The 25,192-nt window shown below is 71.9% G+C and carries 19 protein-coding genes and 1 pseudogene; 7 read left to right on the forward strand and 13 right to left on the reverse strand.

What is annotated here, in order from left to right:
- Positions 1–5: 5 nt before the first annotated feature.
- On the reverse strand, positions 6–2,087 hold the full coding sequence (locus ACZ41I_RS27585) for a SpoIIE family protein phosphatase (RefSeq protein WP_468515303.1): 2,082 nt from the start codon (positions 2,085–2,087) through the stop codon (positions 6–8).
- Positions 2,088–2,286: 199 nt separating this feature from the next.
- On the opposite strand from ACZ41I_RS27585, the gene ACZ41I_RS27590 reads away from it, so the two are divergent.
- Positions 2,287–3,708 (forward strand): lipase maturation factor family protein, encoded by a 1,422-nt coding sequence (locus ACZ41I_RS27590; protein WP_468515304.1) that lies wholly within the window; start codon positions 2,287–2,289, stop codon positions 3,706–3,708.
- On the opposite strand, the gene ACZ41I_RS27595 is transcribed toward ACZ41I_RS27590, so the two are convergent.
- Entirely contained in the window at positions 3,703–4,182 is a 480-nt protein-coding gene (locus ACZ41I_RS27595) for a cupin domain-containing protein (protein WP_363215530.1), read from the reverse strand. The two genes, ACZ41I_RS27590 and ACZ41I_RS27595, sit on opposite strands and share 6 nt — an antisense overlap.
- Positions 4,183–4,246: 64 nt before the next feature.
- Here ACZ41I_RS27595 and ACZ41I_RS27600 point away from each other — a divergent pair.
- Positions 4,247–4,650, forward strand: a pseudogene (locus ACZ41I_RS27600) (FadR/GntR family transcriptional regulator); the annotation flags it as partial.
- A gap of 1 nt (position 4,651) precedes the next feature.
- On the opposite strand, the gene ACZ41I_RS27605 reads toward ACZ41I_RS27600, so the two are convergent.
- Positions 4,652–5,566, reverse strand: coding sequence for a DMT family transporter (locus tag ACZ41I_RS27605; protein WP_468515305.1), 915 nt, complete (start codon positions 5,564–5,566; stop codon positions 4,652–4,654).
- Positions 5,567–5,629: 63 nt separating this feature from the next.
- On the opposite strand from ACZ41I_RS27605, the gene ACZ41I_RS27610 reads away from it, so the two are divergent.
- The gene (locus tag ACZ41I_RS27610) at positions 5,630–6,589 is read left to right on the forward strand and encodes a LysR family transcriptional regulator (RefSeq protein ID WP_468515306.1); all 960 of its coding nucleotides are present in this window, start codon (positions 5,630–5,632) and stop codon (positions 6,587–6,589) included.
- Positions 6,590–6,613: 24 nt separating this feature from the next.
- Here ACZ41I_RS27610 and ACZ41I_RS27615 read toward each other — a convergent pair whose 3' ends face one another.
- The 6 genes from ACZ41I_RS27615 to ACZ41I_RS27640 are packed head-to-tail and all read right to left on the reverse strand — an operon-like array spanning position 6,614 to position 16,066.
- Positions 6,614–9,634: an alpha-mannosidase gene (locus tag ACZ41I_RS27615; protein ID WP_468515307.1), complete on the reverse strand. Its 3,021-nt coding sequence runs from the start codon at positions 9,632–9,634 to the stop codon at positions 6,614–6,616.
- Between the two features lie 38 nt (positions 9,635–9,672).
- Positions 9,673–11,697 (reverse strand): endo-beta-N-acetylglucosaminidase, encoded by a 2,025-nt coding sequence (locus ACZ41I_RS27620; protein ID WP_468515308.1) that lies wholly within the window; start codon positions 11,695–11,697, stop codon positions 9,673–9,675.
- Entirely contained in the window at positions 11,694–12,950 is a 1,257-nt protein-coding gene (locus ACZ41I_RS27625; protein ID WP_468515309.1) for a glycoside hydrolase 5 family protein, read from the reverse strand. The genes ACZ41I_RS27620 and ACZ41I_RS27625 overlap by 4 nt, the downstream gene beginning before the upstream one ends.
- A gap of 30 nt (positions 12,951–12,980) precedes the next feature.
- Positions 12,981–13,886, reverse strand: coding sequence for a carbohydrate ABC transporter permease (locus ACZ41I_RS27630; RefSeq protein ID WP_363215524.1), 906 nt, complete (start codon positions 13,884–13,886; stop codon positions 12,981–12,983).
- A complete protein-coding gene (locus tag ACZ41I_RS27635; protein ID WP_468515310.1) occupies positions 13,883–14,770 on the reverse strand; it encodes a carbohydrate ABC transporter permease in 888 nt (295 codons plus the stop codon). The genes ACZ41I_RS27630 and ACZ41I_RS27635 overlap by 4 nt, the downstream gene beginning before the upstream one ends.
- Before the next feature lie 6 nt (positions 14,771–14,776).
- Positions 14,777–16,066, reverse strand: coding sequence for an ABC transporter substrate-binding protein (locus tag ACZ41I_RS27640; protein WP_468515311.1), 1,290 nt, complete (start codon positions 16,064–16,066; stop codon positions 14,777–14,779).
- Positions 16,067–16,279: 213 nt separating this feature from the next.
- Here ACZ41I_RS27640 and ACZ41I_RS27645 point away from each other — a divergent pair, with 213 nt between their 5' ends.
- From ACZ41I_RS27645 to ACZ41I_RS27655, 3 genes are all read left to right on the forward strand, one after another.
- Positions 16,280–17,326, forward strand: a complete 1,047-nt coding sequence (locus ACZ41I_RS27645; protein ID WP_399765127.1) for a LacI family DNA-binding transcriptional regulator — start codon at positions 16,280–16,282, stop codon at positions 17,324–17,326.
- 199 nt (positions 17,327–17,525) lie between these two features.
- The gene (locus ACZ41I_RS27650) at positions 17,526–18,584 is read left to right on the forward strand and encodes a M12 family metallopeptidase (RefSeq protein ID WP_468515312.1); all 1,059 of its coding nucleotides are present in this window, start codon (positions 17,526–17,528) and stop codon (positions 18,582–18,584) included.
- Positions 18,585–18,840: 256 nt separating this feature from the next.
- Positions 18,841–20,190 (forward strand): amidase, encoded by a 1,350-nt coding sequence (locus ACZ41I_RS27655; RefSeq protein WP_468515313.1) that lies wholly within the window; start codon positions 18,841–18,843, stop codon positions 20,188–20,190.
- A gap of 7 nt (positions 20,191–20,197) precedes the next feature.
- Here ACZ41I_RS27655 and ACZ41I_RS27660 read toward each other — a convergent pair whose 3' ends face one another.
- Positions 20,198–20,683 (reverse strand): GNAT family N-acetyltransferase, encoded by a 486-nt coding sequence (locus tag ACZ41I_RS27660; RefSeq protein ID WP_468515314.1) that lies wholly within the window; start codon positions 20,681–20,683, stop codon positions 20,198–20,200.
- 61 nt (positions 20,684–20,744) lie between these two features.
- Positions 20,745–20,918: a hypothetical protein gene (locus ACZ41I_RS27665; protein ID WP_351240678.1), complete on the reverse strand. Its 174-nt coding sequence runs from the start codon at positions 20,916–20,918 to the stop codon at positions 20,745–20,747.
- Positions 20,919–21,412: 494 nt separating this feature from the next.
- Between ACZ41I_RS27665 and ACZ41I_RS27670 the strand changes: the two genes are divergently transcribed.
- A complete protein-coding gene (locus ACZ41I_RS27670; RefSeq protein WP_399765137.1) occupies positions 21,413–21,775 on the forward strand; it encodes a hypothetical protein in 363 nt (120 codons plus the stop codon).
- A gap of 60 nt (positions 21,776–21,835) precedes the next feature.
- Here the strand turns inward: ACZ41I_RS27670 and ACZ41I_RS27675 are convergent, their stop codons facing one another.
- Positions 21,836–23,338 carry an SDR family NAD(P)-dependent oxidoreductase gene (locus ACZ41I_RS27675; RefSeq protein WP_363215516.1) on the reverse strand — a complete coding sequence of 501 codons (1,503 nt, stop codon included), beginning with the start codon at positions 23,336–23,338 and terminating at the stop codon, positions 21,836–21,838.
- 384 nt (positions 23,339–23,722) lie between these two features.
- A complete protein-coding gene (locus ACZ41I_RS27680) occupies positions 23,723–25,054 on the reverse strand; it encodes a wax ester/triacylglycerol synthase family O-acyltransferase (RefSeq protein WP_468515315.1) in 1,332 nt (443 codons plus the stop codon).
- Between the last annotated feature and the right edge of the window lie 138 nt (positions 25,055–25,192).

A 25,192-nucleotide genomic window follows, 5' to 3' on the forward strand; every position in this document is an offset into this window, starting at 1 on the left:
CGCCCTCAGACAGTGCGCCGGAACTCGCACCACACCGCCTTGCCGCCGCCGCGTGCCTCCACGCCCCACGCGTCGGCGAGGCTCTCCACGAGGAGCAGGCCCCGGCCGGAGACGCCCTCCTCCCCCGCCTCGCGGCGGCGCGGCAGGGCGCTGGAGGAGTCCTCGACCTCGATCCGCAGCCTGTGGACCCCGTTGCCGAGGGCCCGCAGCGTCACGATCGCGGAGCCCTCGGTGTGCATCAGCGCGTTGGTGATCAGCTCGTCGGCGACCAGCTCGATCTCGTCGGCGCGGTCACGGTGGCCCCAGGAGCGGACCGCGGCCCGGATCAGGTGCCGGGCCTGGGTGAGCGCCTCCGGGTCGCCGGGGGCCACATGCTGCTGGAGCCGGCCGCCCGCCCGCGGGGCCTCCGGGACGCGCCGGCGCAGCAGGAGCAGTGCCACGTCGTCGTCGCCGCCCCGCTCCTCGGCCAGCTGGATCAGCCGGTCGGCGAGCGCCCCCACGTCCTCGGGACCGTCCGCGACCAGTGCCGTCAGGCGACGCATGCCGTCGTCGAGGTCGGCTCCGGGCTGTTCGACGAGCCCGTCGGTGCACAGCAGCAGGGTGTGGCCGGGGTCGAGTTCCAGGGTGGAGACGGGGTAGTCCAGGCGGCCGAACTCGGCGGACAGACCGAGCGGCAGGCCGCCCTCGACGGGGACCCGGCGGCAGGTGCCGTCGCCGTGCCGGATCAGCGGGTCGATGTGCCCGGCACGGACGGCCTGTACGACGCCGGTGGACAGGTCGGCCTCGGCGTACAGACAGGTGGCGAAGCGGTCGGTGTCCAGTTCGTGGAGGAAGACCGAGGCACGGGCCATCACGGTGGCCGGCGGGTGCCCCTCGGCGGCGTAGGCGCGCAGCACGATCCGCAGCTGGCCCATGACGGCCGCCGCGTGCGTGTCGTGGCCCTGGACGTCACCGATGACCGCGCCGACCCGGCCGCCGGGCAGCGGGATCAGGTCGTACCAGTCGCCGCCGATGTCCCGGCTGAGAGTGCGCCCCGCGGCGGCGGAGAGGTAGCGGACGGCTGTGTCGGCGCCCCGGACGCTGGGGATGGTGCGGGGCAGCATGGCCTGCTGGAGGCCCTGGGCGACGTCCTTCTCCTGCTCGTAGAGCATGGCCCGCTGCAGGCTCTGCGCGATGCTGGAGCCGAGCGCGACCAGGACGGCGCGCTCCTCGGTGGAGAAGCCGCGCCGGTCGCTGTAGAGCAGCCCCATCGCGCCGATCGGGCGGGCCTGGGCTATCAGCGGCAGATAGGCGGCCGAGGTGATGTGCAGGTCGGTGAGGTGCGGCCACAGGATCGGGTAGCCCCGGGCGAACTCCTCCGGGGACTCGATGAACCGCGGCAGGAGCGTGCGGACGACCTCGCTCATCGGGTACGGCTCGTCGATCCGGGTGACCTGGGTGCCGGGGACGGAGGCACCGGCGGGTCCCTCGGCGACGAGCCGGATCCGTCCGGCCTCCACCAGTCCCATCACCAGGCTGGCCGCGCCGAGGTGACGGATGCCGTGGGTGTTCTGAAGGGCGTCGATGACGTCGTGGACGCTGCGGGCGTGGGCGAGGGCGGCGGAGACGGCCTGGACGACGTTCGTCTGCTGGCGGAACGCCTCGTCCTGGGCGGCCCGCAGACTGCGGTCCGCGCTCTCGGCGAGCTCCTCGGTGGCGTCACGGACGATGCCGACGACCCGGCGCGGGCGGCCGGTGTCGTCACGGCGGATGTAGCCCTGCGTGTGGGTCCAGCGCGGGGTGCCGTCACGGCGGCGGATGCGGAAGTAGGCGCCGTAGTTCTCGCTGCCGTCCTTGATGGCCCGCGCCACCGCCGCGTCGAGGCGGGCCGCCTCGGGCGGCGGCACCCGGAGGGCCAGCGACTCGGGGCGCCCGTCGTACTCCTCCGGCAGCAGGTCGAACACCTCGTGCGCCTGGGCGTCCATGTGGAACAGACCCGTGTCCAGGTCCCAGTCGAAGGTGCCCATGCGGTTGAGCGCCAGGATCGGATCCGGGTGGGCGGGCCAGTCCTCGGACAGTGACACGGCACTCGCTCCCCGCTCTGCCATGGGGCCACCTTGCCAGGATTCGTGCGAATCTTCGACCTGATCGTTCCGAAACCTGGCACATATCCTCACCGCACACGTAACGTCACTTTGAGTGACTTCCCCTCATTGTGTGCATCGCGCCCGTTCGGCTGGCAACTCGGGTAAGGCCATGATGAGGACGACACCGGCGGTGTAGCCGCGACGAAGGGTGCGCACGGTCGTGAACTGGTTCACCGCTGACGACTACTGGCTGAGCCGGCTGGTCTTCCAGCGGGCCCTGGCCGCCGTGTACCTGGTCGCGTTCCTCACGGCGGCGCTGCAGTTCCGCGCCCTGCTGGGCGAACGCGGCATGCTGCCGATCCCCGGCTTCGTGGCCCGGATCCCCTTCAAACGGGCCCCGAGCCTGTTCCATCTGCGCTACTCCGACCGCTTCTTCGCGGGCTGCGCCTGGACCGGCGCCGCGGTGTCGGCGGCCCTGCTCGCCGGCGCCGACTCGCTGCTGCCGCTCTGGGCCGGGATCCTGCTGTGGCTGGTGCCGTGGGCGCTGTATCTGTCGATCGTCAACGTGGGCCAGACCTGGTACGCGTTCGGCTGGGAGTCACTGCTGCTGGAGACGGGCTTCCTGGCCGCGTTCCTCGGCAACGACGAGGTGGCACCGCCGATCGTGGTGCTGTTCCTGCTGCGCTGGATCCTGTTCCGGGTGGAGTTCGGTGCCGGGTTGATCAAGATGCGCGGCGACGCGTGCTGGCGGGAGCTGACCTGCCTGTACTACCACCACGAGACACAGCCCATGCCGGGCCCGCTGAGCTGGTTCTTCCACCATCTGCCGAAGCCGCTGCACCGGGCGGAGGCGGCCGCCAACCACATCACCCAACTGGTCGTCCCGGTGTTGCTGTTCACGCCGCAGCCGATCGCCTCGGCGGCCGCCGCCCTGATGATCGTCACCCAGCTGTGGCTGGTGCTGTCCGGCAACTTCTCCTGGCTGAACTGGATCACCGTCGTGCTGGCCCTGTCCGCGCTCCGGATCCCCGGGTCCGCGCCGTCCGTGCCGTCGGCGCCGCTGTGGTACGAGGTGCTGGTGCTCGCGGTCACCGCGCTGCTGCTCTTCCTGAGCTATCACCCGGTGGTCAACATGATCTCCCGCCGGCAGGTCATGAACCGCTCCTTCGACCCCCTGCACCTGGTGAACACCTACGGCGCGTTCGGCAGCGTCAGCCGGGTCCGGTACGAGGTGGTGGTCGAGGGCACGCTGGACGCCGTACCCCGGGAGGACTCGGACTGGCGGGAGTACGAGTTCCGGGGCAAGCCCGGGGACACCCGGCGCTGGCCGCGCCAGTTCGCCCCGTACCATCTGCGCCTGGACTGGCTGATGTGGTTCGCGGCGCTGTCCCCGGGCTATGCCGGCGACTGGTTCGGCGGTCTGGTGGAACGCCTGCTGGAGAACGACCGCGACACCCTGCGCCTGCTGCGCCGCTCCCCCTTCCCGCCGGACACCCCGCCCCGCTATGTCCGGGCCCGCCTCTTCCGCTACCGCTACACCACCTGGCGTGAGCTGCGGGAGTCGGGCGCGTGCTGGGAGCGGTCGTATGTGCGCGAGTACCTGCCGCCGACGCGGCTGGCGTCGGTGGCCCGGCGGTCATGAGCGGCCGTGCGACCGGGTCCGGTAGCGGCTGCGGAACTCGGCCAGCAGCTCGTCGGTCGGCTCGGCCCCGGCGTTCACGGCGGCGTGCACGTCCCGGAAGTAGTTCTCGTAGCCGGCCGGGGTGTAGAGGCACAGTGCGCGCGCCGGGACCGGCCCGGCGTTGCGGAAACCGTGCGGGGTGCCGCGGGTGGCGGCGAGCAGGTGCCCGGGGCCGGCCGTCACCTCGCCGTCGCCGGTGTGCAGGGTCAACTCGCCCTCCAGGACGTAGAAGTACTCGTCGTGTCCGTCGTGCACATGCGGCCTGGCGCCGATGGTGCCGGGGGCGAGGCTGAACTCCTCGAAGGCGAAGTGCCCGCCCGTGTGCTCGCCGGTGAGCCGGAAGAAGTGCGCGACGCCGGCGACGTCGATGAGTTCACCGTCCTCGGGGCGGCGCAGCAGCGGACGACGGGGCACAGCGGCCTGGTGATCGGTCATGTTGCCATTGTGGCCTCACAGACGGTAGACGGTGATGGCGGTGCCCTCGAACAGGCGCCGGCAACGGCGCGTCCTGGAGTCGACGGCGACCGCACTGGCGCCGCCGCCCGCATCACGACCGGCCAACTGGCCGCGGTCGAAAGTACCTTGGCGGCGATGAACGCCACCGACGACCCCGAGGAGATCCTCGCGCACGACCTCGCCTTCCACCGCGAGATCGCCTCCGCGGCGGGCAACGAGACCATGGCCGCGATCCTGGAGGGCCTGTCCTCGCGCACCTTCCGCGCCCGCGTCTGGCGCGGCTACCAGGAGGAGGGCGCCTTCACGCGCACCCGCCGCGAACACGCCGCCATCCACCGCGCCCTGGCCGCGCGGGATCCCGAGGCGGCCCGGGCGGCGGCGGCCGCGCATGTGGGCGAGGTGGAGGAGTGGCTGCGGGCGCAGCCGGCAGGGCAGGCCGGGGAGTAGGTCACACCCGGACCGGCGGAGCCTTCTGCCCCTCGGCGCATGCCGCGTCCCTGGCCCTGCCCGCCCCCCGGCGACCGGCCAGCGCCACCCCCACGACCGTCAGCGCGCCGCCCAACAGCTCCACCGGCTGCGGGCGTTCGCCCAGCCAGACGAAGGCGACCGCGAGGGTGGCCACGGGCACCAGGTACAGGGCGGCGGTCGCCGCGGTGACGGTGAGCCGGGCGACCGCGTAGCCCCAGACGACGAATCCCGCGGCCGAGGGCAGCGCGCCCAGGTAGACGGCGGCGAGCAGCGCGCCGGAGGGGGCGTGCAGGGCGGCGCCGATCGCCGCGGGGGCGAGCGGGAGGACCAGGGCGGTGCCCGCCCACATCGCGTAGCCGGCGACCTCCAGGCCGGTGTACGTCCGCAGCAGCGGCTTGATGCCCAGGTGGTAGGCGGCCTGAGCACCGGCGGCGGCCACCACCGCCCAGGCCGCGGTGCAGTAGCCGGTGTCACCCCCGGCGAGCGCGATGACGGCCGCCCCGGCCAGGGCCACGACGGACCCGGTGACTTTGCCGAGCGTCAGCCGCTCACTCAGGAACACGGCCGCGAGCAGGGCGCTGATCGCCGGGGTGACAGCCACGATCATGCTCGCGGTACCGGCCGGCACATGCAGCTCGCCCCAGTTCAGCAGCAGCTGGTAGGCGCTCATACCGGATGCCCCGACGAACATGATCCGGAGCAGATCGCGGCGGGCGGGCCACCGTATCCGCAGCAGGGGGGCCACGGCCGCGAGTGCCAGGGAGGCAACGGCCAGGCGCAGGAAGGACAGCTCGGCGAAACCGTAGCCGCGCAGGGCGACCCGGATCGCGGGGAAGGCGGAGGACCACAGCAGCACCGTGGCGGCGAGGGCGAGGAGGGTCTTGTCGGGCTTCACGTCTTCGACTGTGCTCCCTAGAATTGAAAAGGTCTATTTACTCTTTCTTCCATGATTCGGTAGGTGAGCTTCTTGTTGGAGGTGCGCAGGCTCCGGGTGCTGGCCGAGTTCGCGGCGTGCGGCACCGTCGCGGCGACCGCCGAGGCGCTGCATCTCACCGGCCCGGCGGTGTCCCAGCAGCTGGCCGCCCTGGAGCGGGAGACGGGGCTGCCGTTGCTGGAGAAGCAGGGCCGCACGCTGCGGCTGACGGGAGCCGGGCAGCGGCTCGTCGACCACGCCCGGGTCGTGCTGGGCACGCTCGCCGCCGCCGAGTCGGACCTGGTGGCGCTGCGCCGGGGCGAGCGGGCCCGGGTGCGTATCGCCGCGTTCCCGTCCGTGGCACGGCGGCTGGTGCCCGAGTTGTGGCCCGACCCGGACGGGCCCGCCGGGGCGGCCGGACCGCTGATCGAGCTGGTCGAGCGCGAGCCGGACCAGGCCGAGGCCGCGCTCGGCCGGCGCGAGGCCGACCTCGCGCTCACCCACTCGTACAGCCTGCTGCCGCGTCCGCTGCCCGCCGGCTGCGAGCGCCGGGACCTGTTCGAGGAGCCGGTGTATCTGGTGCTGCACCCGGCCGAGGCCGCCGAAAGGGGCCTGGCTCCGGGTGCCGCGGCCGACCTGGCCGGGTTCGCGGAGCTGCCCTGGCTGCTGCCGGGCCCGGACACCGCGTGCCACGAGATGGCCCAACGGGCGTGCGGGGCGGCCGGGTTCGTGCCCCGGCCGGTGGCAGTGGCGAGCGACTTCGCGGTGCTGTGCGCGCTCGCCGCCCGCCGGGCGGGCGTCGCTCTCGTGCCCCGGCTCGCCCTGCCCGATCCCGGCCCGCCCGGCCTCAGCGTGCATCCGCTGCGGGTTCCGGTACGGCGCAGCATCCACGCCGTCTACCGGACCGGGACGGGCGGACACCCGGGCACCCGCCATGTCCTCGACCGCCTGGCGCGCCTCGCCGCGGATCAGGAACCGGTCCCGCCTGCGCCTGAACGGGTGTGAGGCGGTGGCGGCGCCCGGCTCCGGTCAGGCGCGCCGCAGCCGCAGCGTCACCAGCTCGAACGGCCGCAGTCGTACGGTGATCCGCTCGCCCTCGCGCGCGGGCGGCTCGGTGTCACCGCCCGGCCGCTCCAGCAGGTCCGCCGCCGTGACGTCCGCGACCTCGAAACCGGCCGTGAGGGTGGCCCGGGCCCGGCCGCCGTGGGCCTCGTGGAAGCGGACCACCACGTCACCGCTGCCGTCGTCGGCGAGCTTCACGGCCGTGACCACGACGGCGTCGTTGTCGACGGTGACCAGCGGGGCGACCTCACGGGCGCCCGTGAGGTGCCGTTCCGGCAGGTTGATCCGCCAGCCCTCACGCACCGCTTCGGCGATCGAGGCGCCGGGGACCAGGGCGTGCCGGAAGCGGTGGACGCCCTGGTCGGTCTCGGGGTCGGGGAAGCGCGGGGCACGCAGGAGAGAGACGCGGAGCGTGGTCGTCGTACCGCGGTCGCCTTCGGTGCGCACCGTGCGGGTCACGTCGTGGCCGTACGTGGAGTCGTTGACGACCGCCACGCCCCAGCCGGGTTCCTCCAGGTGGACGAAGCGGTGGTTGCACGCCTCGAACTTGGCGGCCTCCCAGGAGGTGTTGGTGTGCGTGGGGCGGAAGACATGCCCGAACTGGGTCTCGGACGCGTACCGTTCGGCGTGCAGGTCGAGCGGGAAGGCCAGCTTCAGGAACTTCTCCGTCTCGTGCCAGTCGACTTCGGTGTCGACCACCAGCCGACGCTCGCCGGGCGGCAGCGACAGCACCTGGGTGACCCGGGAGTCACCGAAGGAGCGGACGATCCGCACCGAGATCCCGTCCGCACCGGCGCCCACCTCCTCCGTGTCCGTCAGGTCCGTGACCGTGTTGCGGTAGAACTCGTCCACGTCCCAGGCGTCCCACATGTTCGGGAAGTCCTGGTGGAGCTGGAGGAGGCCCGCGGCCTTGCCGGGGGCGACGGTCTCGCGGTCGGCGGTGATGTCGTAGGCGGAGATCACCAGACCCCGGTCGTCGATCTCGACGCGCAGCAGGCCGTTGTCCAGCAGGTACCCGCCGCCCTCTCGCGGGACGAGCCGCGTGTGGCCCGTCACGGCCGGGACCGCGGCACCGCCCGCGGCGACCCCTGCCTTCTCGTGCGGCGCGGCGTTGAAGACGAGGTCCCGGTCCCCTTCTCCGGCCAGTGCCCGCTGCGCCGCGCCGATGATGCCGTTCAGTTCACCGGCGACCTGCTCGTACGTCGCCCTCGCCTCCCGGTGCACCCAGGCGATGGACGAGCCGGGCAGGATGTCGTGGAACTGGTGCAGCAGCACCGTCTTCCAGATCCGGTCCAACTCCTCGTAGGGGTAGGCGAATCCGGTGCGTACTGCGGCCGTGGCCGCCCACAGCTCCGCCTCCCGCAGCAGGTGTTCGCTGCGCCGGTTGCCCTGCTTGGTCTTCGCCTGGCTGGTGAGGGTGGCGCGGTGCAGTTCCAGGTACAGCTCGCCGGCCCAGACGGGCGGCTCGGAGTACTCGGCCTCGGCCTTCTCGAAGAAGGCGCGCGGTGTCTCCCAGACGACGGTGGCCGATCCTTCGAGGTCGCGCAGCCGGGCCGCCTTGGCGACCATCTCGCGGGTCGTGCCGCCGCCTCCGTCGCCCCAGCCGGTGGGCGCGAGCGAGTGCCGGGCGCGGCCCTTGTCCTTGAAGTTCCTGGCGGCGTGGGCGATCTCGCTGCCCTTCATGGAGCAGTTGTAGGTGTCGACGGGCGGGAAGTGGGTGAAGATCCGGGTGCCGTCGATTCCCTCCCACCGGAAGGTGTGGTGCGGGAAGGTGTTCGTCCGCGACCAGGAGATCTTCTGGGTCAGCAGCCACTTGGAGCCCGCCGCCCTGATGATCTGGGGCAGTCCGGCGGCGAAGCCGAAGGTGTCCGGCAGCCAGGCCTCCTCGTTCTCGATGCCGAACTCGTCGAGGAAGAACCGCTTTCCGTGCACGAACTGACGGGCCATCGCCTCCGAGCCCGGCATGTTGGTGTCCGACTCCACCCACATCCCGCCCGCCGGCACGAACCGCCCCTCCGCGACGGCCTTCTTCACCCGCGCCCACACCTCGGGCCGGTGCTCCTTCACCCACGCCCACTGCTGCGCCTGGGACATGGCGAAGACGAACTCCGGTTCGTCCTCGATCAGCGCGGTCATGTTGGCGGTCGTACGGGCCACCTTGCGCACCGTCTCGCGCAGCGGCCACAGCCACGCCGAGTCGATGTGCGCGTGCCCGACGGCACTGATCCGGTGCGCGGACGGTACGGCGGGGGCCGACAGCACACCGGTGAGCCGGTCACGGGCCCGGTCGGCCGTGCCGTTCACGTCCTGCAGATCGACGGCGTCGAGGGCCCGCTCGACGGCACGCAGGATGTCGTACCGGCGCGCGGAGTCCACGGGCAGCTCGGCCATCAGCTCGCCGAGCACCTCCAGGTCCATGACCAGCTGCCACACCGACTCGTCGAAGACGGCCAGGTCCATGCGGGTCAGGGTGTACTGCGGCGCGCTGCCGGCCGTCTCCTTGTCGCCGAGCTTCGTGGGCAGGAAGGGGTGGTAGTCGAGGATGACCGGGTTGGAGGCGGCCTCGATGTGCAGGCGGACCTCCTCGCCGCCCTCGGCGGGCGCGCCGATGCGCACCCACTGGTTGCGGGGGTTCAGGCCCTTCACCGGGGTGCCGTCGGGCCGGTGGACCAGGCCCTCGCACTGGAAGCCGGGCATGTTCTCGTCGAAGCCGAGGTCGAGCAGGGCCTCGACGGTCTTTCCGGCCCACGCCTCGGGCACGGTCCCGGTCACCCGGAACCAGCTCGTGCCCCAGGGCGCACCCCAGCGGGCACCGATGTCGATGGGCTCCGGCTCGGCGGCGAGTCCTTCGGCGACCGGCACGGGTTCGCCGGGCGCGTGCCACACCGCGACCTGCAGCGGCACGGACTCGGGGTACACGGCGGGGCGGATGCGTTCGTCGAGGACGCGCCTGAGGCGGGCTTCCACCAGAGTGCGGTCGTCATGCATGCGGGGCGCTCCCTGCGGGGTCCGGGTGATCGCGGTCGTTACCAGGGGTGGGTGACGGTGACGGGGGTCGAGGTGGTGTAGAGCTCCCCCACGGCGCGCAGTTCGAACCGTGCGACGGCCTCCCCCTGTTCGGGCTGCAGGCCGGTGAGGCAGTAGGCGCGCTGGCAGGTGCCGCCGAGGAAGCGGCGGCTGCCGTCGGGCAGGAGGCGGTGCAGCTCGTAGTGGCGGACGGCGCCGGGGGCGGCGTGCCAGGCGAGGCGGAGGTCGCCGCCGCTCGCGGCGGTGACGCGGGCGCCCGTGGGCGCGGCGGGAGCGGTGACGGTGTCCCGGACGGCCAGGCCGCCCAGGCGCCAGCGCACCGGGCCGTCGGTGGCGGTGAGCCGGACGCCGAGGGCATGCGCGGTGCCGGTCAGCCCGGTGAGCGGGACCGTCACGGTCTGCCAGCGGTTGACGCACTTCACGCCGGTCTTCTCGTGTACTGGGTTCACAGCCGGATACCTGTACGGCGGAGTCGTCCCCGCCTCCCTCGGCTCGGCCGTCGCCACCGCCAGCTCCGCGTTCACAGCACCCGCATCGGTCCGGAACGTCAGCTCGACAACCGTGTCCACACCGATCGGCAGCCGGGTCGCGTACAGATCCACCACCACGGGTTGATCCAGTTCACCGTCCACCAGCACACTGCTGCCGCCGCGCCAGGCATCGGCGAAGTCGAACGAGACCGTCGGCCGCTCCCCCGCCGTGCGCACCACCCAGCGCCGCGACGGCAGCCGGTCCTGGAGCCCGAGATGGTTCCAGGCCGCGTCCGAGGTGACCGCCCCGTCCTCGTGCCAGCGCAGTCCGTGCCCGGTGTTGAACACGGTGGCGAACGGCAGCGAGGTCACCGTCGAGCGGTCGGCGACCGACACCGCCGGCGCCCGCCACGGATCACTCGCGTCCGGCCGGGACGGGTCCAGCGACCGCCCGGTCCAGAACCGGTCGTCGGCGGCGTGGAAGTCCTCAGGGGCGCGCCGGCCCGCAGGCAGGTGGTTTCGGGTCCACTCGGGCCGGTAGAAGCCGATCGAGGCGATGTGCGGCTTGCCGGCCGGCACGATCGCGTCCCAGTCCACGGACGTACCGGACCCGTTCGACTCGACGTCGACACCGGCCCACAACTCGTACCGGCTGCGGCCGAGTCGGCCTGCCTTCGTGCCGGAGGCCGCGAGGGTGGCCGCGCTCCACCGGAAGTCCACGAACATGTCGTCGGCGGCCTGGAAGAACGCCTGGTTCTGGCTGTTCAGCTCACCCTGCCAGCCGACCGTGCCCTGCACGGTCATCGCGTCGTACCAGGTCACCCGCTGCCCCTTCGCCGCAGCGCGCGCCTTCAGCTCGTCGACGAAGCCGAGCACGGCCTGGCCCAGCGCGGTGTTCCCGCCGCCCGTCTCGGCGTTCAGGAACCAGCCGTCGAAGCCGTAGGCCGCCGCGACCGCGACGAGTTGCGCGGCGAGCGGATGACGCCCCGCGGTGTCCTTCTGCACCAGGTCCCGGGTCCACCGCAGCTGCCCGCCGTACGCCACCGGGGGCAGGAAGACGGTGCCCAGCACCGGGACGCCGTGCCGGTGGGCCGCGTCCACGACCGGCGCGCTGGGCGCGAGGATCAGGCCCTCGCCGGCCGAACCGCCCCAGAAGACCAGCTCGTCCAGATACGCCCAGTGAGTGAGGGCGTAGTAGTCGGCGGTCGCCGAACCCTGGGAGGGGTTGCTCGACGTCGGCCCGAAGGAGACCAGGGCCTGGACGCGGGCCTGGCCGGAGCGGGCGGTGGTGTTCGCCGGGGCGGGGGTGAAGCGGGGAGCGAGCGGCACGGACGCGGCGTTGAACGCGAGGTCGGTGTCGTCGGCCGCGCGCCAGCTCTTCAGGCTGCGCCAGGTGATGCCGCTGCCCGGGCTGCCGGCGGGGAGCGAGTCCGGGTACCAGTAGGAGGCGTACGGCGGGGTCGCGGCGGCCCTGGGGCGGGCGGTCGCGACGGCGGGCACGGGGAGCAGCGCGGCGGCGCCGGCGACGAGGACGGTGCGTCTGGCGGGGTTCACGAGCGGGTGCCTCCGTGTGGGGTGGGGAGAACCTGGTCGGGAATGACGACTTCGGTGATGCCGCGCGCGGCGAGGTGGTCGTGGTCGTCCGCGCGGTTGTCGAGGACGGTGGTGGGGCGGGCGCCGTCGGCGACCAGCCGGAAGAAGGCGTCGAAGACGGCTCCGCCGGGGGCGCAGCAGGAGCGGCGGCCCGGATCGTCGGGGACGACGAGGGCCGTCGTGCGCACGGCGGGGGCGGGGTGCGGCCGGCGTGCCGCCTCGGCCAGGACGCGTGCGATGTCCTTGGGCCGCCGGTCGTTGGTGAACAGGCCGAGCCCGTATTCGAGTGCGGGGAAGTCGGCGAGGTCGCGTGAGACGTCGTGGGAGCACCACCAGGTGACGCCCCACAGGTCGGGGCAGTCGAGGGCGTGGGCGACGGTCGCCTCGGCGAAGCCGGCGGCGTGCTCGGCGGGCACGAGCGGCGCGGGTGCGCCGACCTCCTGCAGCCACACCGGCCGATGGGGGGTGTCCGCCCAGGCTTTGCTCAGCTCGGCCAGGTAGGCGGCGTGGTGCTCGGCCGGCACCGAGGTACGGCCGTGCCGCTGGGCGGTGCCGTTGAACACCCAGGAGTGCACGGCGGTGACGTCGCCGAGGCGGGCGGAGTGACCCGGAGTGAAGGGCTGGTCGTCCTGGTACCAGGCGGCGTCGTAGGAGGCGTGCAGATGGAGCCGGCCCGGGGCGCCCTCGGCGCAGGCGGCCAGCATCCGTACGAGCCACCGCTCGGCCTGCTCGGCGGTGATGCGGTCGGGGTCGGGGTGGGGGCCGGCGGCGAACTGGTTGACCTCGTTGCCGACGGTCATGCCGATGAAGTTCGGCCGTTCGGCGAGGGCGGCGGCGAGGGTGCGGAGGTAGGCGGCCTGGCCCTCGACCACGTCGGGGTCGGTGAAGAGGTTGCGCCGGTGCCAGGTGCGCGTCCACGCGGGCAGGAAGTCGAAGCTGCTCAGGTGGCCCTGCAGGCCGTCGACGTTGACGTCGAGGCCCCGTTCGGCGGCCGCGTCGGCGAGGGCCACGAGCTGCTCGACGGCGCGCGGGCGGATCAGTGTGCGGTTGGGCTGGAAGTAGGGCCACAGCGGGAAGACGCGGATGTGGTCGAGGCCCAGCGCGGCGATCGCGTCCAGGTCGGCGCGCACGGAGTCGAGGTCGAAGTCGAGCCAGTGGTGGAACCACCCGACACTCGGGGTGTAGTTGACGCCGAAGCGCACGGCAGGAGGCATGGAGTGTCCTTGTGGCGTACGGATGGTCGGTCAGCCCTTGACGGCGCCCTCGCCGACCCCGCGGAAGAAGTACCGCTGGAGGCAGGCGAACAGGACGATGAGCGGGGCCACGGCGATCACGGTGCCGGCGGCCACGAGGCGTTCGTCGCCCGCGAAGGTGCCGTGCAGATAGTTCAGGCCGATGGTCAGGGTGAATCTGGACGGGTCGCTGAGCACGATCAGCGGCCACAGGAAGTCGTCCCAGGCGCCCATGAAGGCGAAGATCGCGACGACGGCCACCGTGCCCTTCACCGAGGGCAGGGCGACGCGCAGGAAGCGCTGCCAGACGTTGGCACCGTCGACGTAGGCCGCCTCCTCGATCTCGTAGGGAAGGTTGCGGAAGGCGCCCCGCATCAGCAGCACGTTCATCGCGCCCACCGCGCCGGGCAGCACGACGCCGACGAGGGTGTTGTTCAGGCCGAGTTCGCGCATGGTGGTGAACTGGGCGATGACGATGCCCTCGACGGGCACGAGCATCGCCAGCACGAACACCAGCGTGGTCACGCGCCGGCCACGGAAGCGCAGCCGGGCCAGGGCGTACCCGGCGAGTGCCGAGCCGACGCAGTTGGTGACGACGTTGGCGGTGGCGACCTTCAGGGAGTTCAGGGCGTAGTCCCAGACGGGGATGGTGTCGGCGACCCGCGTGTAGTTGTGCAGGGTCGGGTGTGCGGGCAGGAAGCTCGGCGGTGAGCTGTAGATGTCCTCCGTCGGGCCCTTAAGGGAGGTGGCCAGCTGCCACAGGAACGGGCCGGCGGTCAGCGCGAGGACGGCCAGCAGCAACAGGTAGCGCCAGAGCAGCTCGCCGGCGCGGACACGGCGGCCGTGCTGGTCGGTGACGCGGGGTTCCCGCTCCGGGGCGAGGGTCCGCTCGGGCCGTACCTTCTCCAGGACGCTCACGGCTCCTCCCTGCGGTCGGCGCGCAGCACGAGCAGCATCAGCGCGACGGTGACGGCGAACACGACGACGGAGAGCGCGGAGGCGTAACCGACGCGGCCGGTCAGGCCCGTGCCGGTGCGCTGGACGAGCATGACGAGGGTGGTGTCCTCGCCGGCCGGGCCGCCGCTCGGGCCGGCCATCAGGTACACCTCGGAGAACACCTTGAAAGCGGCGACCGAGGAGAGCGCGGCCACCAGCACCATGGTGGAGCGCACGGCGGGCACGGTGACCGAGACGAAGCGGCGCACCGGTCCCGCGCCGTCCACGGCGGCGGCCTCGTGCAGTTCGCGCGGCACGTTCGCGAGCGCGGCCAGGTAGATGATCATGTAGTAGCCGAGGCCCTTCCACACGGTGACGGCCATCGCGCTCAGCAGGAGCAGCCACTGGTCGCTGAGGAAGCCGATCCGGCCGATGCCGACGGTGCCCAGCAGCGAGTTGACCAGGCCGCGTTCGTCCAGCAGCCACACCCAGATCAGCCCGACCACCACGATCGAGGCGACGACCGGGGTGTAGAAGGCCGAGCGGAAGAAGGTGATGCCCGGGATGTTCTTCTGCACCAGCAGGGCGAGCAGCAGCGGCAGGACGACGAGAGCGGGTACGACGCCGACGATGTAGAGGGTGCTGTTGCGCAGGCCGGTCCAGAACATGTCGTCGTGGAGGAGTTCGCGGAAGTTGGCGAGGCCCACGAAGCGGCCCGGCAGCAGGGTGCGGCGGTCGGTGAAGGAGTTCACCAGGGTGGAGACGAACGGGTAGAGCACGAAGGCGCCGGTGACCAGCAGCCCGGGCGCGGCGAACAGCCAGGGGCTGAAGGGAAGCTGGCGCCCGATGCGGACAGGCGTGGCCATGGCCGGTCAGCCCTGCTGCAGGAGGCGGTCGGCGGCGTTGACAGCGTTGTCGAGTGCCTGCTTGGGGCTCTCCTTGCCCTGGAGTGCCTTGGCCACCTCGTTGCGCAACGCGGTCTTCATCTGGTCGCTGAACAGCACCGGCGTGTAGTTGACGGCCGTCTTCAAGGACCTGGCGGCGGCGATGCGGACCCGGGTCTCGTCGGTGCCGTCCTCCTTGGTGAAGTAGGGATCGTTCAGGGATCCGGCGGTGCTCGGGAAGATGGCGACCTTCTTGGCGAAGGATATCTGGTGGTGCGCGTCGGTGACGAAGTGCGCGAAGGCGACGGCTGCCGGGGTGCGCCTGGTGCGGGAGTTGACCATCACGCCCATCACGTACATGTTGACGTGCCCGGTGCTGGTGATCTGGTCGGTGATGCCGATGTTCCTGTACAGACTCGGCGCGTTCTTCTTGAAGTTGTCGAGGTCGAGGGCGCTGCCGGGGTTCATGGCGACGGCGCCGGTGAGGAACTTCTTGCCGGAGGACTCCGGGGTGGCGGTCAGGGCCTGTGGGTCGAGGGCCTTGGCGTCGTACAACTCCTTGTATCTGGTGAGGAGTTCGACTCCCTTGGCGTCGTTGAAGGCGAACCCGGTCCCCTCCTTGTTCATCATCCGCACGCCATAGCGCCCGAAGTCCTCGATGGTGGGCACATTGGCGAGCGTGGCGACCTTGCCGTCGCTCTTCTTCGCCATCTGCAGGGCGTCGGCGAAGAGTTCGGCGTACGTCTTCGGCGGCTTGGCGGGGTCGAGGCCGGCCTTCTCGAACAACGACTTGTTGTAGAAGAGCGGCCCGGTGTTCAGATACCAGGGGAAGGCGTAGGTACCGCTCATGCCGGGCACCTGGTGGCCGGCCCAGGCCCCGGCCAGGTACTCGGACCTGTATGTGCTCGCGGCCTTGTCGAGGTCGAGGGCCATGCCCGCCTTGGCGAGCGGGGCGACCAGGTCCGGGGAGACGTTGACGACATCGGGCAGGGTGCCGCCGGCCGCGTCGGCGCTGATCTTGTCGGGGTAGCCCTCGGCGGGCTGGTCGATCCATTTCACATGGGTGCCGGGGTACTTCTTCTCGAAGTCGGCTATGAGGCCCTCGAAGTACGACTTGAAGTTCGCGCGCAGGTTCCAGGTCTGGAAGGTGATGTCGCCCTCGACCTTGCCCGATGCGTCGGTCGAGCCGCCGCCGTCACCGCCCGAGCCGCAGGCGCTCAGCGGCAGGACGAGGGAGAGGAAGGCGGCAGCGGCGAGGGCTCTGCGGGATGTGGGCACGGTGACACGGCTCCCTTGCGGTGTCGGCGGCGGTGATGCCAGCGACCTTGCCCGGGCCGTTCGGAGAAAGTCAATGCACGGTTCTCAGCTAAAGAAATCCGTACTTCATTAGCCCAGGTGAGGGCGGCGTCGGCGGAATCTTGCCAGTGTCGCTAATGCGCTTTAGGGTCATCGCACTCAAGCGCATTAGTCTTTGGTGAGACGAGGGATGACGTGGCGTCGAAGCGATCACCCGCGCGGCGGCCGACGATGAAGGACATCGCGCGCCGCGCCGGGGTCTCCGAGAGCGCGGTCTCCTTCGCCCTCAACGGCCGTCCGGGTGTCTCCGAGAGCACCCGTGCCCGGGTCCGCCGGGTCGCGGAGCAGCTGGGCTGGCGTCCCAGTACGGCGGCCCGCGCGCTCTCCGGTGAGGGCGCGGCCACGGTCGGTTTCGTCCTGGCCCGCCCCGCGCACACCCTGGGCGTCGACTCCTTCTTCCTGCAACTCGTCTCCGGCATCCAGGAGGTGCTGGCCGAGCGCCATCTGGGCCTGCTCTTCCAGGTGGCCGAGGACGTGGACGAGGAGTGTGCGGTCTACCGCCGCTGGTGGGCGGAGCACCGGGTGGACGGCGTGCTGGTGGTGGACCCGCGCGCCGAGGACCCGCGCCCCGGCCTGCTGGACGAACTGGGCCTGCCCGCGGTGGTCATCGGTGGCGCGTCCGATGTGCGGCACCCCGGGCTGTCCACGGTCTGGGCGGACGACGCGGGCGCGATGGCGTCCGTGGTGGACGAGTTGACGGCCCTCGGCCATCGCCGGATCGTGCACATCGCGGGCCTGCCCGGCCTGGCGCACACCGAGCGCCGTATCGCCACCCTGCGCGCGGAGGCGGAGCGCCGGGGCCTGACCGGGGTGAGCTCGGTGACCACCGACTACTCCGACACGCAGGGAGCGGCCGTGACCCGCCGGGTGCTCGGCGGCTCCCCCGCCCCGACCGCGCTGATCTACGACAACGACGTGATGGCCGTGGCCGGCCTCGCCGCCGCGGCGGAACTCGGCTTCCGCGTCCCGCAGGACGTCTCCCTGGTCTCCTGGGAGGACTCGGCGCTGTGCCGCATGGTCACACCGCGGCTGTCCGCGCTCTCCCGCGACAGCGCCGAGTTCGGCCGGACGGCGGCACGGGAGCTGCTGGCTCTGCTGGACGGTGAGGCGGCGCGGGCGGTGGGGGTGCCGGTGCCGAGGCTGACGGGGCGAGGCAGTACGGGAACGGCACGGCAGGCATGAAGAGGCAGTGTTTCACTGTTCAACCGCCCTTTTTCCTATGCTATTTAACCATTCAACACTTGCAGAATGGGTCGTCCGGAAAGATGCTGGAATCACCAGATCAGGCATTTCACCCAGAGCCGTAACACCGTGGTGGCGACCAGCGTCACGCCGCCGTGCTCGCCCTCGCGGTGGCAGACGCGTACCCGAAGGAGCCACCATGAACGCGCCGGCCGAGAACAGGGCCATGCCCCGCTACTGCAACCAACCGCCGCAGACCCAGCCCGTGTTGCCCTCGGACCTCAGTCCGAACCGGTCGAGGGCCATACTTCTGGTCCGCGCCAAGTGGATCAACGGCACGGTCCTGCACTACGCCTTCCTCGACCAGGGCGGTGACGTCGGAGGCCCCGAGCAGCTGGACGAGGTCCGGCACGCCTTCCAGGCCTGGAAGGCGCTCGGGATCGGGCTCGAGTTCCAGGAGGTGGAGGATCCCAGCGACTCCGAGATCCGCATCGTCTTCCAGCAGAGCCAGGGCTCCTCGTCGTACGTCGGCCGGGACAATCTGGGGATCAGCACCAGAGAACCGACCATGACGTTCGGCTGGGACCTGACCACGCCGTACGGCAAGGCCACCGCGCTGCACGAGACCGCGCACGCGATGGGCCTCGCCCACGAGCACCAGAACCCGTTCGCCGGCATCGTCTGGGACGAGGAGAAGGTCTACGCGGACCTCGCCGGACCGCCCAACAACTGGCCCCACGAGGTCACGTTCAACAACATCCTGCGCAAGCTGTCGCCGAACGAGGTGACGGGTTCCGCCTGGGACCCCGACTCCATCATGGAGTACAGCTTCGGGCCCGGACTGATCCTCAGCCCGGAGGCCTACCGAAGCGGCATCCCCGAGACACTGAGCCTGTCCGCCACGGACAAGGCGCGCGTCCTGCAGTGGTACCCGCCACTGGCCGCCCGGCCGCAGCAGCTGCAGGCGTTCCAGTCGACACCGCTGCAGCTCGCCACCGGACAACAGACGGACTTCGAGATCGTTCCGTCGGAGACCCGCAGCTACCAGATCGGCACATTCGGCAACAGCGACGTCCTCCTGGCCCTGTTCGAGGAGACCGCGGACGGCGGCCTGCGGTACGTCACCGCCGACGACGACAGCGGACAGGACCGCAACGGACGCCTTGAGACCAGGCTCGTCAAGGGCCACCGTTACCTGGCCCGGGCCCGCCTGTACTCCGCCTGGGGCAGCGGCTCCGCCGCGCTCATGTACTGGTGAGCGGTGGCACGGCCGTGGGGTCAGCCGTGCCGGTCCACCTTGAAGACCCACACGTACCGGCCCGTCTTCCGGGCCGCCTCGGCACGTCGATCATTGCCTGTCAACGGGGCTGCACGGGGCTGGATTTCACGTAATGGTCGGACGACCGTGGTGTGAGTGGGAACGGCCTCTCGACGTGGGCGGCCCGGCCGGGCACAGTTCTCCGTGCGCCGTGATTCCTACCACCGAGTAGCCGACGACCGACGAAGGAGTGCCCGTGGGTGACTGGGCCGGACGGACCGCCACCGAGATAGCCGCCGCCGTACGCGAGAAGCGGGTGACGCCCCGTGAGGTGGTGGCCGGGCACCTCGCGCGGATCGAGCGGTTCGACGGACGGATCGAGGCGTTCCGGAAGGTGCGGGCCGAGGCTGCGCTCGCCGAGGCCGACGCGGTGGCCTCCCGCACCGATCTCGCCGAACTGCCGCTCGCGGGCGTGCCCGTGGCCGTGAAGGACAACCTCGCGGTGCGCGGCGAGTCCCGCCGCGACGGCTCCGCCGCCACCCCCGACACCCCGGCCGTCGAGGACCATGTCACGGTGGCCCGGCTGCGGGCGGCCGGCGCGGTGGTGGTGGGCCTGACGAACGTGCCCGAGCTGTGCGTCTTCGGCACGACGGAGGGGCCGTACGGCACCGCTCGCAATCCGTGGGACACCTCCCGTACGGCGGGCGGCTCCTCCGGCGGCAGCGCCGCCGCGGTGGCCGCGGGGCTCGTCCCCCTCGCGCTCGGCAACGACGGGATGGGTTCGCTGCGCATCCCGGCCGCGAACTGCGGTCTGGTCACCCTGAAGCCGGGGCACGGTGTGCTGCCGGCCGGGATCGGCAACGGCGACTGGTTCGGCATGGCGGAGAACGGTCCGCTCGCCACCACGGTCGAGGACCTGCGGCTGATGCTGGACGTCCTGGCGGACTCCGGGGTTGCCCACGCCACGGAGCCCGGACCCCGGCGGATCGCCGTGGCCCTGCGCAGTCCGCTCGCCGGAGTCGGCGTGAGCAGGCCGTACACGACCGCGGTCCGGGAGACGGCCGCGGTGCTGACGCGGGCCGGCCACTACGTACGGCGGGCCGAGCCGCCCTATCCGCTCTCGCTGGGCGTGACCGCGCTGCGGCACTGGACGGCCGGCACCGCGGCGGACGCCGCGGGCCTGGACCGGACGCGGCTGGCCCGGCGCACCCGGGTGCACGCCGCGGTCGGCCGGCGGTTCGTCCGCTCGGTGCGCACCGGCGACAGCCGGGAGCGGCTGCGCGCCCGGCTGACGCCCTTCTTCGCCGAGTACGACGTCCTGCTCACCCCGGCCCTGGCCCGCCGCTCCCCCGCGGCCGGCCCGTGGCACGAACGCGGCTGGCTGCACAACGTGCTGGCCAACACCGCGTACTCCCCGTTCACCCCGCCCTGGAACCTGACCGGCTGGCCCGCGATGTCGGTGCCGTCCGGAGCCCTTCCCTCGGGCGCCCCGTGCGCCGTACAGCTCGTGGGCCGCCCGGGTTCGGAGGCGGTCCTGCTGGAGCTGGCGGAGGAACTGGAGCGGCTGCGCCCCTGGCGGCGTACGGCACCGGTGACCGGCTCCTGAGCACCGGCTATTCGAGTGACCGGTACATGATGTGCAGGCCCACCCTGCCGTGCCGGGGGTGGTCGAAGGCATCCGGGACCGTGCCGAGGACGGTGAAGCCGAGGGAGGTCCACAGGGCGACCGCGGGGTTCGTCTCGACCACGGCGTTGAAGACCATCGCGCGGTAGCCGTGGGCCCTGGCCTCGGCCAGGACGTGTTCGGCGAGGGCGCGGCCGATGCCCTCACCGGTCCGGTCGGGGTCGACCATGAAGCCCGCGTTGGCCACGCGGGCGGCGGGGCCACCGTAGTTGGGAGTGAGGTAGGCCGAGCCGACCACGGTTCCGGTCGCGTCCTCGGCGACGTAGACGCGCTTGGCCGGGTTCATCCACAGGGCGCGGGCGTCCTCCTCGGAGGTCCCCGGGTCCCAGGCGTAGGTTTCGGCGGCGGCGACGATCCGGTGCCAGAAAGGCCAGATCCGCGGCCAGTCCCCGGCCGCGGCTTCTCTGATCAGCATGGGCGTGAGTCTGCCAGGTCACGCCCATGCCGCGGCGATCGCGAAGGTCCGGCCCCGGGTGTCAGTCCACGCTGGGCAGGATGTGCGGCTCGGCAAGGTCGTCCTCGTAGCCCGCGAGGCGGATCGGGGCCGAACGGGCCCACACATCGAGGCTGCCGAGCTCTTCGGGCCGTCGGCCCGCGCGCTCCGTGCGTTCCTTGGGGCGCTGTTCGCGATTCGTCTTCTCCGGTGTCACCGCGCACTCCTTATGTGTCGGTCACCCTCGAGGGCCTGCCGGACAACCTGTGCTTCGGCACTCGACGCCCGCTCGGGTCTGGATGGAAGGCCAGTTCGGACGCGGTGGCGCCGGTACGTCATGCAGAGCAGGCCGTTGTCAACCGGCTCACCCCGGGACGGACGATGGGTGTGGGTGGGACCCCGTAATGCTGTCCGTCCCCTCCAGATTAACCAAATGAGCGGCCTGCCGCTCGATAGGGAGTGCAAACAAGATGTAACTATCGGACGCCGAATACCCCCTCAATGCCCCCCAATATGCAGCTATTTGGCACTGGGCGCATCACACGACCAGCACGACGAATCACCCGCTCGGCCCACGCGTACGAACACACCTTCGAGCCGGCTCGGCTTGCGGCCCGGGCCGCGGTGCAGTTCAAGTGCCGTTGGCCGGGCCGCAAGCTCGCCATGGTCTGCTCATGAGCCGCAACGGCTGTCTCGCGGAAGGACTGACGCATGGAGCTGCGCAGTGTCGAGGAGCTGATGGATCTGCTGTACGCCGGCCGGCACCAGCACGCGCTGCGCACCGCCGCGCTGCTGCGCCGCAGCCGCCCCGCCGACAAGGAGCTCCAGGTGGCGGGGCTGGTCCAGGACATCGGCGCGACCGAGGCGGTGCGCTCACTGCTCGGGGAGCGGGTTTTCCGGCTGGTGCGCGGGGACTGCGACCCCACCGCCCCCGCCGACGACGATGTGCTGCGGCTGCGCCAGGCCGACGCGGAGAGCCGCACCGCGGGCTTCGACGCGGGTGTGCTGGAGGACTGGCGTACGGTGCTGGAACTGGTGGCGGCCCGGAACTCCAGGCTCGGCGCCGTCGACTGACCGGGAGGACGGTCCCGGCCTGCGGCCGGTGGCTGACGGCGCGTCACCACCGTCGCCCGCTCACCATTTGCCGGGCGCGTAGTCCTTCAGGAAGACGCCGTACAGGTCCTCGCCCGCCTCGCCGCGGACGATCGGGTCGTAGACGCGGGCGGCGCCGTCGACCAGGTCGAGGGGGGCGTGGAAGCCGGCCTCGGCGAGGCGCAGCTTGTCGTAGTGCGGACGCTCGTCCGTGATCCAGCCGGTGTCGACGGAGGTCATGAGGATGCCGTCGGTGTCGAACATCTCCTGGGCGCTGGTCCGCGTGACCATGTTCATGGCCGCCTTCGCGGCGTTGGTGTTCGGGTGCCCGGCGCCCTTGTAGCCGCGGCTGAAGACGCCCTCCATCGCGGAGACGTTGACGACGTACGCACGGCCGCTGGAGGCCTTCTTCGCGGCGTCCGCCATCGCCGGGCGCAGGGCGCTGATCAGGATGAACGGGGACGTGTAGTTGCACAGCTGGGTTTCGAGCAGCTCGACCGGCGAGATCTGGTCGATGGTCTGCACCCAGGTGTTGGTGTCGACGACGTCGGGAACGAGGCCGCCGGCGTCGATGGCGGTGCCGTCGATGTGCCGGGCGATGCTCGCGTTGCCCGCGACGAGGGCGAGGTCGGCGACCTTCTGCGCGTCCAGGCCGCTGGTGCCGACGGGCAGCGCGGCGATGCCGTCGACGGCGCCGGAGTTGAAGGCGCCGATCACGTGGTGGGCGGGGAGTTCACCGGCGGGCAGCGGGGCGCTCTCGCCCTCCACCAGGGCCGCGTACGCGGAGGGCAGGCGGCGTACGGTCTGCGTGGCGTTGTTGATCAGGATGTCCAGCGGGCCCGCCTCGGCGACCTGCTCGGCCAGGGCCACGGCCTGGGCCGGGTCGCGCAGGTCGATACCGACGACGTCGAGCCGGTGCAGCCAGTCCGCGGAGTCCTCCATCGCCTTGAAGCGCCGGATGGCGTCCTTGGGGAAGCGGGTGGTGATGGTGGTGTGCGCACCGTCACGCAGCAGCCGCAGCGCGATGTACATGCCGATCTTGGCGCGGCCGCCGGTGAGCAGGGCCCGCTTGCCGGTGAGGTCGGTGCGGGCGTCCCGCTTGGCGCGGTTCTCGGCGGCGCACTTCTGGCAGAGCTGGTGGTAGAAGTAGTCGACCTCGACGTAGCGCTGCTTGCAGGTGTAGCAGGAGCGGGGGCGCTGGAGTATGCCCGCGATCTTGCCGGCCTCGACCTTGGAGGAGGGCAGGATGCCCTCGGTCTCGTCGTCGATGCGCTCGGCGGAGCCGGTGGCGGTGGCCTCGGTGACGGCGCGGTCGTGCGCGGTCTTGGCGGCGCGGCGCTCCTGGCGGCGGCGCTGCTTGACCGTGCGGTAGATGTGCGAGGTGGCCCGGCGGACCTTGATCGCGTCCGGGTGGTCGACGTCGAGCTGGTCCAGTTCCTCCAGCACGCTCAGGCAGACGGCCAGCCGCTCGGGGTCGATACCCGGCCCGTAGACCACCTCGTCCGTGGCCATGGAGGCCATGGAGCCGTCCTCTGTCACCGTCATCGCGCTGCCGCTTCCCTGATCACCCGCGCAGCGCTCCGACTCGCGCCCGCTTTCGAACGGGGAATTTTACGGAGCGCACGGCCCGGCCGCCAAACCCGATCCGTTCCGTGGTCGTGATCGGGCGTGCTCGCCGTGGCCGGCTTGCGGTCGTGCGCTGGGGGCGCAGGCAACCCAGGGCAAGCCCCGGGCCCCACCGACCGACCCACGGCGACCTATGGCGAGCCCTGCGCCCCACCAACCGACCCGCAAGCCCCCACGGCGCCCCTCCCGCCCACGGACCCGCGAGCCGCCGACGGTGGACGTGCCCCGCGGGGGCCACCCGCACCCGGCGACGAAAGCCGCGCGGGTGGTGCGGGTGGGAACCCCTCCCGGCCGGAGGCCGGATCAGGCCTCGCAGACCGACAGCAGCGTCGACACCTCGGCCGACACCGCGTGAGCGAACCGGTCCAGGTCCGGCACGGCCTCCGCATCGGCCACCAGCCCGTAGTGCACACGCCCCCGGTACGTCGAGATGGCCACCGCCAGCGCCTGGCCCGGGGCGAGCGGAGCCAGCGGATAGACCTCGGCCAGCTCGTGCCCGCCGAGCCGCAGCCCCACCCCCGGCAGCGGCACGCTGGTGACGAGGATGTCGAACCACAGCCGGGCCGCCTGTCCGACGAGCGGCCCGCCGAGCCGGTGGCCGAGGGCCGGGACGTGATCGGCGAGCAGCGCCACGGCGCCGGCACCCCGGTCGGGCCCCGCGTCCTTGTTGCGGAGCATGGCCGTGCGCACGGTGTCGAGCCGGCCGAGCGGGTCGGGCTCGTGCACGGGGAGCCGTATCAGATAGCCGGAGAGCCGGTTGCCCTGTGGGTGGGCGGTGCGCGGGCGGCGCCGGGAGACGGGGATGAGCGCACGGGGCGCCACCCCCTTGCTGCCGTCGCCCCGCTCCTCCAGCCAGCGGCGCAGCGCCCCGGCGACCACGGCGATGAGCACGTCGTTCACGGTGCCGCCGGCGGCCTTGCGCACCCGGTGCACGTCGTCGATGTCCACGACGACCCCTGCGGTACGGCGGGTACCGCTCGGGGCCGAGGTCAGCGCGGAGACCGGCCGCATACCCAGGGTGGAGCGGGCGAGCGAGGCCCCGATGTCCAGCGCCCGGCCGACGTCGGACAGCGCGCCCCTGACCAGCCCGGGAACGAGCCCGGGCAGCTTGCGGATGTCGGGCAGCAGGCCGCGCGGAGGCTCGATGGCGCGGGGTGCCCGCTCGGGCATGTCCACGGGATCCAGCACACCGGCGGCGAGTTTCAGCGCGCGCAGCCCGTCGGCGAGGGCGTGGTGGAACTTGAAGAGGACGGCGAAGGAGACACCGTCCTCGCCGGGCAGGACGTGCGCCTCCCACGGCGGCCGGCCCCGCTCCAGGGGGCGCTCCATGAGCCGGCCGGCGACCGCGTGGAAGTCGGCGGTCGGCGCGTGCAGCCGTACGTGGTTCAGCGGGTCGAAGTCCGGGTCGGGTTCCCGGGTGGCGCCGCCGAAGGCGAGCGGCTGCCACACGTCGCGGATGCGCAGGCGCAGCCCGGGTACGGCGGCGGCGCGGGCGGCGAGCAGGTCTGCGGCATGGGCACCGGCCGTGGGCGAGTGGCAGCCGAAGACGCCGAGGGCGCCGAGGTGCATCGGGTGCCGGTCGGACTCCATGTTCCAGAACGCCAGGTCGAGGGGAGCGAGCAGGTCGGAAGTCAAGGGCTTGCCTCACGCGTCGACGACGGGTGGATCTACGGTCTTTCGCAGTCAATCCCCGTCGACCGATTACGGTCAAGTACGATCAGGCTACGCTCAGTTAACGGCAGATTAAGTCCCGCCCCTGCAAAGCGGGCGGGA

The sequence above is a fragment of the Streptomyces sp. NPDC030799 genome, from assembly GCF_055572255.1.